We start from the raw sequence: 11,455 nt of genomic DNA, 5'->3' as shown, positions 1-11,455 counted from the left end.
AATGAACGCCCATTCCTTCGCGTCGAAGAAATGCGACTTGTAGTCCGCGCTCGAACCCGGCGCGACGGTGGTCGTGGCTTGCTTGACCTCGCAGCCGGCGAGCGTGCCGGCCGGAACCAGCGCGATAGCCGTGCGTAAAAAGCCGCGGCGAGAGCTAATAGGGGATGAGGGCATGTTGTTCTAGTCACCAGATTGGAGCGCGCCATTACGTTCCGGGCAGTCATCGGATTGCCGGCGGGATGATAAATGGAACCGGTTCCAAAGTCTTTTATCGTTTTTACAACAAGTTGTTTCGTGGAGTGATGAAATGCCGTGTGTCTAAAAAAAGATGTTTTAAATCAAAGGTATTTTTTGGCGTCAGGCAGGGTGAGGACGGGATCGTCGGCGCCGACCGGAGTGATGTGAAAAAGCGACGGGGTCGGGCATGTTGCGCCAGCAAGGACCCAATTAACGCGGGAAATAGATCGCGACAAACCCAGGATTCTGACTTGTCGCGCCGCTCACCGGAATGCCCTGTTCGACCAGCACGGTCTGCTGTGCGGCGTTGTGGTAAATCTTCAACCGGATGGTCTGTGGATTGGCGGGCTGGCTGCTGTCGAGGTAGCCGGCATCGGACAACAACGAGGCAGCCTGCGCCGCGGTGAAGCTCTGGTTGACTGTCGTGACGGTAGTGGACGGATTGCCGTCGAACACGTTGTCGGAGAAGCTGCCGTCCGCGTTGACCGTCAACGTGGACGACGGCGACGGCGCGCCCTCGGCCTTGGCGCCGCAGTTTTCCCAGCCGTCGAACACGGCGCCGCTCGCGCCGAGCGTCGTCCAGTTCGCGGACGGCGTGGCCGACACAGTCCAGCTATTGTCCAGCAGCGCGGCCACGCTCTTGATATTGACGCCCGCATTGACCCCGGTCACCGTGCCGATGCTGTTCGTGGGCGCCGATACGCATGCCGTGCCGGCGCCCGTTACGTTGGTGGCCAGATGCGTCGACACGAGCGTATTGTTCCCCGCCGTCAGCAGCGGCGCGGCGACAGGGCTCACGAGCATTGCATTGGCGGTCGTGGTCGCCGCGATGAGCGACAACGAAACCGCCCCGACACTGCCGAGCGTCGTGCTGTTCTGATAGACCGAGGCATTCGAAGACGGAGCGGGCGGTGCGCTGCCGCCGCTGCCACCGCTGCCACCGCCTCCGCCGCCCCCTCCACATGCGGCAAGCAGCGCGGCGGCGAACGCGGCGGCGGTGCATCCTGCTCTGTGCATCATGTCGTCCGCCCCCGGTGCGTTGCGTTTCAAGGTTGCGGCAGCAAAGTCGCGGATACGGCGCTCGCGTTTGCAATGAAGACGTTGGTGGCGTCGTCCTGCAACAGATAGCCCTGGCTGACCAACGCGTTCGCCGCAGCCGCGACCGCGGTCTGATACTTTGACCGGCTGCCGCCATAAAGCGTGGCAAGCGTGGTGCGCGTATCGGTGCCGCCGGCCTGCGCGGCGGCGCTCACCGCGAACGGAATCGCAGCGCCGTTCGAAATGCAGCCGTCGCCGATCGCGTGCCCCGCGCCGCGATAGTTCCAGCCGGTGTAGGTGGCGAGCGGGGCGGCGACGTCGGGCACCAGCACGCCGGACGTTTCGTTGCCGTTGGCATCCACTTTCGGCACGAGAATCGTGTACGCCTGTGCCGTGTTCACCACGGGAACCGCGTTGCTATAGTCGGTCACGAACAGCTGGTTGTACTCGCCATTGAAGGTCAATTGCACAGACGTGGGCGTCGCGGCCGCACCGCTTGGCACCATTACGTTGGTGAGCGACGGGAAGCCCAGCGCGGTCTGAGTCGGCGCGACCAGCGTGCCCGCGGCGACCGTCGGATATTGCGAGGCGGGCGGCGGCGTGCCCTTGCCGACCCAGTTGACGAGCGCTGGAATCAGCGCGCGTTCGACCGGCGTTTCTTCGACCGGCGAGCCCGGCAACTGGCATTGGCTGCCCGCGGCCGGAACTGTCATGTTGCCGGTCGTTACGCCATTGCCGCCGCCGTGCTGCGTGCCCGCCACCAGGTAGTAGCGCACGTTCGCCGGCAACTGGATGTCATTGCCGCGTCCGTCGGTCACGACCAGCGACGCCGCGCCGCCCCACCATTCGAACGCGCCGTCGAGCTGCATGATCTTCGGACAGGTGTTGGTGGCCGTGCACTGCTTCAGGATGCCGTCAGTGGCGCCGCTCACCGGGTCGGTAGTCGTCGCGTAAGTGAACGGGAACTGGAAGCCCGGCATGAAGTGATCTTCATGCTGCTTCGACCAGCGGCCGGGTTGCGCGAACGCGGCATTGGTCCACGTGCGGCGAGCCGCCGAGATGATCGGGAACATGCCGTCGAACACGATCTTGCCGTTCTTGTCGGCGTTGAAGCCCTCGTACAGAAAGTCCTTCATGAAGCGGCCCGACTGCGAAATCCCTTCGCCGATCGCGATATCGAAGTTCGTGCTGGTCGAGCATGTCGACGCGACGCATCCCGCGTTCTTCAGATCGTTGAGCGGATTGGCGACGCCTTGCGCATCGGCCGCGTCGTAGCGCAGGAACGACACCAGATCGCGCAAGGCGGCGAAGCCGATGCCGTCGACGGTCGGCGCGGCGGCCTGATAGACGAAGCTGTAAATGGTCCCGGCGTCAGGCGCAACCTGCGTGCCGTTCGGGCCCGGCACGGTCGCGGGCGGCGTAAAGGTGACGGAATAATTGCCTTCGTAGACATTGTTCGGCGTACTGACGTAGCTCCATGTCGTCACCGGCTGGGAAGGCGCGGTATAGGTTTCGAGGCCGCCCGGAATGCTGCCGTATGCCGTGAGCCACGACTGGCGCGCGGTGAAGGTGACCGAGCTCTTGTCGGACAGATTGGCCGGCGGGTAAGTCAGCGGAATGGTGGTAGGCGGGCCGCCCGCATAGTCCGGGATGAATTCCTCGCGGCTCAAGCCGGTCATCGGCGTGCCGTCCTTGTTGGTCGCCACGGGGAAGCTGGCGCCGAGCAGGCCCGCGCCGGCGGTGCTGCTGTTGCCGGTGACCGGAACGTCGCCTTGCCAGCCGCTCCACAGGATCGTATAGCCGTTACGCAGCAGCGACGGGAAGCTGGACGAGGGCGCCGCGCCGGTATCGAGCGCGCCGCCGCCCACGAACGACGCCGCGCCGATCTTGCTGCCGCGATTCACGACGTCATAGAACAGCACGCGCTTGGCGGCCGCCGCGCTTTGCGGGCGCAGGATCACCACGTCGGTCGTATAGGCGACGTAACCGTCGCTGCCGACCGGCGCGTTCTTGATGTTCACGATGCCCGCATTGAGCGGATTGTTCGGATCGAGTTCGCCGTGCACGACCGCGGTGATCACCTGGTAGGGACCCGCCGCGCCGGCCGGCGTCGCGCCGCCGAACGCCGGTGCGCTCGACAGGATCTGGAAGCTCTGGATAAAGCCAGCGCCCTTCGCCGTGACGGGCGGCGACGACGGCGACACGTTGTCGTGCCCGCACCCACCGAGCAACGCGATTCCGACACCGACTCCCAGCGATACAGCTAGCGACTGCACCTTCATGGTCAGGCCTCCGAACACGGTCAGGGAAAAGGAGTGTGCGTATGGAACGGACGGACCGTCATCGGGCGAAAACGCCGATATGCCCAAAAGGCCTGTCAATATTTTGTAAGGGTCTATATTTATATTTATAACGTTCGTAGATATTTATAATTCGCCCGACACCGTTCTCAACTATCGTTTACGCGTACAGTGGCAGCATGCTCGTTGTGGTCAACTCGATTCCGTGTGGAGTCCAAACATGACAAACAAGCTCACGCTCGCAGACCGGCTGCGGGAATCCATCGAGGAAGCCATTGCGACCGGCGATCTTCCGCCGGGCGCACGGCTGGATGAGGCGGAATTGATCGCGCGCTTCGAGGTGTCCAGAACACCCGTGCGCGAAGCGTTGCTGCAACTGGCCGCGGCCGGCATGGTGGAGATGCGGCCGCGGCACGGCGCCGTGGTCGCGAAGATCAGCCTGCACAGACTGATCGAGATGTTCGAGGTGATGGCCGAGCTCGAGGCGATGTGCAGCCGCCTTGCCGCGCGGCGCATGAGCGCGCAGGAGTTGCAGGCGCTGCGCGAGGCGCATGTCGCGTGTCAGAAAGCGCGCGACGGCGGCAGCCCGGACGAGTATTACCACCTGAACGAGCGCTTTCACTGCCTGATCTATCACGGCAGCCACAACGGTTTTCTGCATGACCAGGCGAAGGCGCTCCACAAACTGCTGCGTCCGTACCGGCGTTTGCAGTTGCGCGTCAAGGGGCGTGTCGCCGCCTCGTTCGACGAACATCAGGCGGTCGTGGATGCGCTCGAAGCGGGCGACGGCGAAGCCGCCGCCGCCGCGTTGAGAGGGCACATTCTGGTGCAGGGCGAGCGCTTCGGCGACCTGATTGCCGCGCTCGCGCAAGTCAGCGCGGAATAGCGGCGGGGCGTGGCGGCCTCGGGCACGAAGGCGGGTGTTCTTTTACCTCACAGGTAATCGACGCGCGTCATGCGCGAGGCGACCATGAGTGGCATGCAAGTTTCGATCCGCATCCACTGATTGCCAGGAGCCACGCCATGACCGCCTACGCGATTGCCCATCTGCACGACGTCGAACTGGGCGACGACATCATCGAATATCTCGAGTGCATCGACGGCACGCTCGCGCCGTTCGACGGCCATTTCATCGTGCATGGCGCACGCCCGGAAATACTCGAAGGCGAATGGCACGGCGATCTGATCGCGATTGCGTTCCCCGATCTCTCCGCCGCGCGCGCCTGGTACGCATCGGACGCGTATCAGCGCATCCTGCCGTTGCGCACGCGGCATGCGCGCGGGCCGGTGATCCTGATCGACGGCGTGGACGAGCGGCACAAGGCGGCCGACATCCTGAGATGAACGCGGCGGCATCACCGCGTGAACGTCCCGAGTCCTTCCGCGTTGTAGTACTCGAGCGTCACCTGATTGCTCAGAAACGACACTTTGGAAATCGTTCCCGGCGCGGCGTTTTCGTTGACGAGCATGAAGGTGAAGGTATCGCCGTCCCAGTGCGAAAGGGGCAGGCGCAAGGGCGTGCCGCCGATGGTCAGGAGCAGGGCGCCGTTCGCTGCCGATATCTGGATCGGCCCGTAATAGTCGTTGTTATAGGTGCCCGTATAGGTGGAGAGTGCCCGCGCGGGTAGCGGCGCTGCGGGCGGCTTCACGCCGACGAGCGAGCCGGCCGGTTTGTTGAGGTCCGCAAACGCCTCGCTATAAGCCGCAAACCAGTCACGCTGGATGGAGCCGAACTGCACGATATCGAAGAATTGCGCGGTGAGCGTTTCCGGCACGCCGAGCGGATAGCCGTTGGTGAGCGCAACGATCGCGCAGCCCGTCGAGGGCACCACCACGAAATTGGTCGCGGCGCCCGCGCCGAATGCGCCCGAATGACTGTATGACGCGCGCCCCGCCGCAGTGGTGCCGACGTTGAAACCGAAGCCATAGTAGGACGCGTTCTGGCCGTTGCCGGCCGGCTGAATCTGCGATTGCTGGCTGATCGCCGCGTTGAGCGCGGCGGCGTCGACGATGCGCGTGCCGTTGAACACGCCCTGGCCCAGCATCAGCGTCAGCCACTTCGCCATGTCGTTCGCGGAGGAACTCACGCCGCCCGCGGGCGCTTGCGCATCCGGCATCGAGCCCAGGCCGACGACCCATTGGCCGTTGCGCTGCACGTGCCCGGTGGCCCGATTCGCGCGCGCGATGAAATCAGCGTAGCGCGAACTCGTGCTCGTCATGCCGAGCGGCTGATAGAGCGTGCGATCCGAGAGCGTCGCCCAGTCGATTCCGGTGGCGGTGGCCACCGAGATCGCGCCCGCCGTCAGGCCGAAGTTCGTATAGGCGTACGAACGGCGAAACGGCGCCAGCGGCAGATAACGCAGATGTTCGAGGATGGTGGTCTGATCGTAGCCCATGTCTTCCAGCAGATCGCCAGCATGATCGGGCAAGCCGGAGCGATGCGCGTACATGTCGCCGACCGTGACTTGCGCGCTCACGGTCGGATCCGCCAGCGTGAACCACGGCAGATGCGCGCGCAACGGTGTATCCCAGGACACCGTGCCTATGCCGACCTGGTGCGCCACCACCATCGACCCGACCGGCTTCGACAGCGACGCGAGCTGGAACACCGTGTCGGCATCCACGGCGAGGCCCGAGCCGACCAGCCGCGTGCCGAAGCCTTTCGCATAGACCGTTCGCAGATTGCGCACCACGGCGACCGACATGCCGGGCACGCCGGTGCTGGTCATGAGGTTGTTGACGAGCGTGTCCAGTTGCACGAGGGCGGCGTCGATCTGGGAATCAGGCACGGGGCCGTTTGGATTGGTGTTGCCGCCGCTGCCCGAATTGTTCAATTCGTTGGAACCGCCGCATGCGGTGACGGCCCCGCATAGCGCCGTGCCGAGAAAGCGCCGCCGTCCTTGCACTGAGGTCATGTCGTGTCTCCGGATAACTTCTTCTGGCTTGTTTGAATCCAGGCTCGTACAGCGGCCCTGACGGCTCGACGCGTCGCGTTGTTGCGTTGCGTAGTGTAGGCAGCAAAGAAGCGAATCGAAAGCTGGTTGCGGGAATGGCAGGCATTCTGGCCTGGAGAAGAGCGTTACACTTGCCCATCTTTTTTGCGTAGATCCGTTCATCGTGGTGCCGGGTTCGCTGGCGAGTTCTTCGGCTTCACCGTGCATGAAGAAGCAACAATGGAAAACCTTCTCAAGAAACTCGACCTCACCTCGCTGCGCCTGTTCGTCGCCGTCTGCCAGGAGCGCAACATCGCGCGCGCGGCGGAGCGCGAGTTCATCGCATCGTCCGCCGTCAGCCGGCGCATCGCCGAGATCGAGGCGGTGATCGGCCTGCCCGTGATCCAGCGCCAGTCGCGCGGCATCACCGTAACGCCGGTCGGCGAGACCGTGCTGCGCTACGCGCTGGCGATCATCGGCAATATCGAACAGATGAGCGCGGAGCTGTCGCGCTTCTCGTCGGGCGCGAAAGGGCGCGTGCGGGTGGTGGCGAATCTGTCCTCGATCGTGCAGTTTCTGCCGGAAGACGTGGCCGCGTTCGGCCGCGCGTTCCCGGAAGTGTCGATCGAACTGGAAGAGGAAAACAGCGCCGACGTGCTGCGGATCGTCGGTGAGCACGCGGCGGACTTCGGCATCTGTAATCCGGTGGCCGGCAGCGAGGCGTTCGAACAGGTGCCGTACCGGCAGGATCGTCTCGCGGTGCTGGTGCCGGGCGGCCATCGACTCGCCGGCGCGTTGCGCGTGAGGTTCGACGAACTGCTCGACGACAGCTTCGTCGGCCTGCGCAGCGAGAGCGCGCTGACGCAACTGCTCACGCAACAGGCGGCCGCTGCGGGGCGGCAACTCGACGTGAAGATTCGCGTCAGCAGTCTCGACGCGCTTTGCCGGATGGTGCATGCCGGGCTCGGCATCGCGATCGTGCCCGAGCAGGTCGGGCTGCTCTATGTGAACGCGCTCGACGTGAGCCTCCTGTCCTTGAGCGATGCGTGGGCCGTGCGCCGCCTCATCATGATCTTCAAGACGCGCAACCAGTTGAGTGCGAGCGCGGCGGCGCTGGTCGGGTTTCTCGGCAAGGGTGTTTGACGCGAGCAACGGCGGGCGAATCGGCAGAGGCATGTACGCGCCGGCTGTCATATGCCGGCGGCGACGCGTCAGCGCCCGGACCGCGTCGAGTACGATCGCGCCGATCATCGCCAAACGAGAGGTCTGCGTTGCCGTACCGGCACTTCGGCATTGCCTGCGCGCGCCGTATAGTGAGCGCAAGGAGAATGCATATGAGCGACACGATTCGTCTGGACGGCCGCGTGCTGTACCTGTCCCAGGACCCCGCGGTGATCGAGGCGCAACTCGCCGGCGACAACTTCACGCGCGCCACGGCCGGTCCGTTGCGCGACAACGTCTCCACCGACGAGATCACGCCGGTCACCGTCATGCTCACGTACGACGAACGCCTCGGCCAGTATCCGTATGTCGGCTTCAAGGCCGGCGAGCGCATGCCGATCGGCCGCGATGCGGTGAAGAACGGCGGCTTCCAGGTGACGGTGGCGGGCAAGCGCTACGGCAAGGGTTCATCGCGCGAATCGAGTCCGTTGGCGGAACTCTCGGCCGGTATCCGGCTGATCGTCGCGGAGAGCTTCGAGCGGATCTATCAGCAGAATTGCGACAACATCGGCATTCTCACCACCACTGACTTTTCCGTGCTCGATCGGTTGAGCGCGGGAGAAGCGGTGCCCATCGACGAATTTCTCAAAGGCCGCGACGCGCTCACGCAGCAGATCATCCGCAGCGGCGGCCTGCTCGCGTACAGCAAGTTCGCCGACTGGCCCGCGCCGCGCGTGGGCGATAACGCTAACGTGACGCAGGCCGCGGAGCCGAAGACGCTGGTCGAGAAGATCATCGAACGGCATCTGCATCCGGGCAGCGTGGGCGCGCAGCGCGGCGACGGCGTGTTCATCGCCGCGGATTGGCGCTTCAGCCACGATTACTTCACCGGCATGTGCGCGCACCTGATGCATCGCGCGTTCGGCAAGCCTGCGCCGCTGCATGCGCCGGATCACATCATCGCGTTCCAGGATCATCTGGTGCTCGCGTCGCAAAGCATTCCACACGTGCGCGACGGTTTGCTGCCGGGCGTCGCCAATCTGATGGAAGGGCATACGTCGTTCTCGCGCGACTATCCGGTGCGCTCGCACGGCGCGCTCGACAGCCTGCCGGGGTCCGAGGGCATCTGTCATGCGCTGATGGCCGAGCAATACGCGTTGCCGGGACAGGTGGCGTGCGGCACCGATTCGCATACGCCGCATTCGGGCGCGCTCGGCTGCCTCGCATTCGGTGCGGGCGCAACGGAAATCGCCAATAGCTGGGTGACGGGTTATGTGCGTTGCAAGGTGCCGGAGACCTTGCGCATCGAAATCAGCGGTCACTTGCGCGACGGCGTGACGGCGAAAGATGTGGTGTTGCATCTGCTACAGATGGACGCGATCCGTTCGGGTGACGCGATCGGCCTCGTGTTCGAATACGGCGGCGCGGCGGTGCGCGCGATGTCGATCGACGAGCGCGCGACCTTGACCAACATGGTCGCGGAACTGGGTGGGTTCACCGGCATCGTCGAGCCGGACGAACGCACGGTCGCATTTCTCAAAGAGCGGCGCGGCGTCGATTTCACGCTTGAAAACTGGATGAAAAGCGACGCGGGCGCTATTTATCGCGACACGATTTGTATCGACGCAAGCGCCATCGAACCGATGCTCGCGCGTCCCGGCGATCCCGGCAACGGCGTGCCGGCGCCGCAACTGGAGCAGGACGTCACGATCGATATCGCTTACGGTGGTTCGTGCACCGCGGGCAAGCGCGAAGACTTCGATTTCTATTACGAGGTGCTGCGCTGGGGTGTCGAACAAGGCATTCGTGTGCCCGAGGGCACGCGTCTGTTCCTGCAGTTCGGCACCATGGCCGTGCGCGCGTATTGCGAGGAACAGGGCTATTTGCCGGTCTTCGAACGCGCGGGCGTGACGCTCGTCATGCCGGGCTGCGGGTCGTGCGCGAATTGCGGACCGGGTCAATCGGCCGAGGCGAACGAGGTGACGATCAGTGCGATCAACCGTAATTTCCCGGGCCGTTCGGGGCCGGGCGATGTGTGGCTCGCGAGTCCGTACACGGTGGCGGCGAGCGCGCTGGCTGGAAAAATCACGACCTTCGAACAATTGAAGCGCGCACGCGGCTAGAATGCTGGCCGGACCTTGGGCCCGGCAGATCGTGGTGCGTGTGATGCGCAAAAGTACGAGAGGCCGGCACGAGACCGGCCCGGCGAGGCTTATTCTTTCGCCAGAATCATCGGCAACTATGTTGCATGGGACCGGAGTAAGCGCTAAAGCGCCAACTCTGGTCGACAAAGGAGACAGACAAGATGGCATCCCCAGATCACGCCGGCTCCGTCGCGAAGAAGAACGGCGGCGCGGCGCATTCCGATAGCGCGGCCAGTCGCACCGCTGCGGCCGCGCCGCTCGACGCCGGCAGCATTTCCGCGCGCCTCGACCGGCTGCCCGCCACGCGCTCCGTCTGGAAGCTGGTGGTGCTGCTGAGCCTCGGCTTCTTCTTCGAACTCTACGATCTGCTGTACTCCGGCTACGTCGCGCCGGGCCTCGTCAAAAGCGGTCTGCTGACGGCGACCACGCACGGCCTGTTCGGCTCGACCGGCGTCGCGAGTTTTATCGCGGCGCTGTTCAGCGGCCTCTTTATCGGCACGATCGCGTGTGGGTTTCTGGCGGATCGCTTCGGACGCCGCGCCGTGTTCACGTATTCGCTGCTGTGGTACACGGCGGCCAACGTCGTGATGGCGTTTCAGGAGTCGGCCACGGGTCTGAACTTCTGGCGCTTCGTGGCGGGGATCGGCATCGGCGTCGAACTGGTGACGATCGGCACGTATATCTCCGAACTGGTGCCCAAGCAGATTCGCGGCCGCGCGTTTGCCTGCGAGCAGGCGGTCGGCTTTACCGCGGTGCCCGTGGTGGCGTTTCTGTCGTATCTGCTGGTGCCACGCACGCTGCTCGGCCTCGACGGTTGGCGCTGGGTCGTGCTGATCGGCGCACATGGTGCGCTGTTCGTATGGTGGATCCGTCGCGCGTTGCCGGAGAGCCCGCGCTGGCTCGCGCAGCAAGGGCGTCTTGCCGAAGCCGATCGCGTGATGACCGAACTCGAAGCGAAAGTGCGCCGCGAGTATGGCCGCGAGTTGCCGCTGCCCGCGCCGCCGGCGCCGGTCGCGCCGCGCGGCAGCTTCCGCGATATGTGGGTGCCGCCGTACCGCAGCCGCACGCTGATGATGACGATCTTCAATATCTTCCAGACCGTGGGCTTCTATGGCTTCGCGAACTGGGTACCCACGCTGCTCATCAAGCAGGGCATTACGATCACCACCAGCCTGATGTATTCGAGCGTGATCGCGCTGGCCGCGCCAATCGGTCCGGTGATCGGCCTCTTTATCGGCGACCGCTTCGAGCGCAAGACGGTGATCGTGGTGATGGCGGGCGTGAATATCGTCTGCGGCCTGTGGTTCAGTCAGGCGGCGGGCGCGGTGTTGCTGGTCAGTCTCGGCGTGTGTCTGACGCTCGCGGGCAACATCATTTCGTATAGCTTCCATGCGTATCAGACGGAGCTTTTTCCGACCAGCATTCGAGCGCGCGCGGTGGGTTTTGTTTACTCGTGGAGCCGATTTTCCGCGATTTTCACAGCCTTTCTGATCGCAGCGGTGTTGAAGCACTTCGGCACTAGCGGCGTGTTCGTGTTCATCGCCGGGGCGATGCTGATCGTGATGCTGGCGATTGGATTGATGGGGCCGCGCACGAAGGGTATTGAACTGGAAAAGATATCTCAATAGCAAGGCAAACGCCT

General features: G+C 64.3%; 8 protein-coding genes. 5 read left to right on the top strand and 3 right to left on the bottom strand.

Annotated features, from left to right (window positions below; genetic code table 11):
• Positions 1–447 precede the first annotated feature (447 nt).
• Positions 448–1,257, bottom strand: coding sequence for a hypothetical protein (locus P0D96_RS20100; RefSeq protein ID WP_408314980.1), 810 nt, complete (start codon positions 1,255–1,257; stop codon positions 448–450).
• 26 nt (positions 1,258–1,283) lie between these two features.
• On the bottom strand, positions 1,284–3,557 hold the full coding sequence (locus P0D96_RS20095; protein ID WP_408314978.1) for an alpha/beta hydrolase domain-containing protein: 2,274 nt from the start codon (positions 3,555–3,557) through the stop codon (positions 1,284–1,286).
• Between the two features lie 238 nt (positions 3,558–3,795).
• On the opposite strand from P0D96_RS20095, the gene P0D96_RS20090 reads away from it, so the two are divergent.
• Positions 3,796–4,461 (top strand): GntR family transcriptional regulator, encoded by a 666-nt coding sequence (locus tag P0D96_RS20090; protein ID WP_132377597.1) that lies wholly within the window; start codon positions 3,796–3,798, stop codon positions 4,459–4,461.
• Between the two features lie 137 nt (positions 4,462–4,598).
• Positions 4,599–4,919 (top strand): DUF1330 domain-containing protein, encoded by a 321-nt coding sequence (locus P0D96_RS20085; RefSeq protein ID WP_408314977.1) that lies wholly within the window; start codon positions 4,599–4,601, stop codon positions 4,917–4,919.
• 11 nt (positions 4,920–4,930) lie between these two features.
• Here the strand turns inward: P0D96_RS20085 and P0D96_RS20080 are convergent, their stop codons facing one another.
• Positions 4,931–6,490 carry a serine hydrolase gene (locus tag P0D96_RS20080; protein WP_408314976.1) on the bottom strand — a complete coding sequence of 520 codons (1,560 nt, stop codon included), beginning with the start codon at positions 6,488–6,490 and terminating at the stop codon, positions 4,931–4,933.
• Between the two features lie 258 nt (positions 6,491–6,748).
• On the opposite strand from P0D96_RS20080, the gene P0D96_RS20075 reads away from it, so the two are divergent.
• The 3 genes from P0D96_RS20075 (at position 6,749) to P0D96_RS20065 (ending at position 11,441) form a co-directional block, all read left to right on the top strand.
• Positions 6,749–7,651, top strand: a complete 903-nt coding sequence (locus P0D96_RS20075) for a LysR family transcriptional regulator (protein ID WP_408178218.1) — start codon at positions 6,749–6,751, stop codon at positions 7,649–7,651.
• Between the two features lie 191 nt (positions 7,652–7,842).
• Positions 7,843–9,792, top strand: coding sequence for an aconitase family protein (locus tag P0D96_RS20070; RefSeq protein ID WP_408314973.1), 1,950 nt, complete (start codon positions 7,843–7,845; stop codon positions 9,790–9,792).
• Positions 9,793–9,974: 182 nt separating this feature from the next.
• The gene (locus tag P0D96_RS20065) at positions 9,975–11,441 is read left to right on the top strand and encodes an MFS transporter (protein ID WP_408285390.1); all 1,467 of its coding nucleotides are present in this window, start codon (positions 9,975–9,977) and stop codon (positions 11,439–11,441) included.
• Positions 11,442–11,455: the final 14 nt, after the last annotated feature.

The sequence above is a fragment of the Paraburkholderia sp. RL17-347-BIC-D genome, assembly GCF_046027915.1.
Lineage (GTDB): Bacteria > Pseudomonadota > Gammaproteobacteria > Burkholderiales > Burkholderiaceae > Paraburkholderia.
Note: the sequence above shows the minus strand (reverse complement) of the source record. Positions and strands in the feature narration are given on the sequence as shown.

What these genes read in the sequence shown, in the direction of transcription:
- P0D96_RS20085 (WP_408314977.1), top strand. Translation starts at nt 4,599, where the DNA reads ATGACCGCCTACGCGATTGCCCATCTGCACGACGTCGAACTGGGCGAC.
- P0D96_RS20070 (WP_408314973.1), top strand. Translation starts at nt 7,843, where the DNA reads ATGAGCGACACGATTCGTCTGGACGGCCGCGTGCTGTACCTGTCCCAG.
- P0D96_RS20075 (WP_408178218.1), top strand. Translation starts at nt 6,749, where the DNA reads ATGGAAAACCTTCTCAAGAAACTCGACCTCACCTCGCTGCGCCTGTTC.
- P0D96_RS20095 (WP_408314978.1), bottom strand. Translation starts at nt 3,557, where the DNA reads ATGAAGGTGCAGTCGCTAGCTGTATCGCTGGGAGTCGGTGTCGGAATC.
- P0D96_RS20090 (WP_132377597.1), top strand. Translation starts at nt 3,796, where the DNA reads ATGACAAACAAGCTCACGCTCGCAGACCGGCTGCGGGAATCCATCGAG.
- P0D96_RS20065 (WP_408285390.1), top strand. Translation starts at nt 9,975, where the DNA reads ATGGCATCCCCAGATCACGCCGGCTCCGTCGCGAAGAAGAACGGCGGC.
- P0D96_RS20080 (WP_408314976.1), bottom strand. Translation starts at nt 6,490, where the DNA reads ATGACCTCAGTGCAAGGACGGCGGCGCTTTCTCGGCACGGCGCTATGC.
- P0D96_RS20100 (WP_408314980.1), bottom strand. Translation starts at nt 1,257, where the DNA reads ATGATGCACAGAGCAGGATGCACCGCCGCCGCGTTCGCCGCCGCGCTG.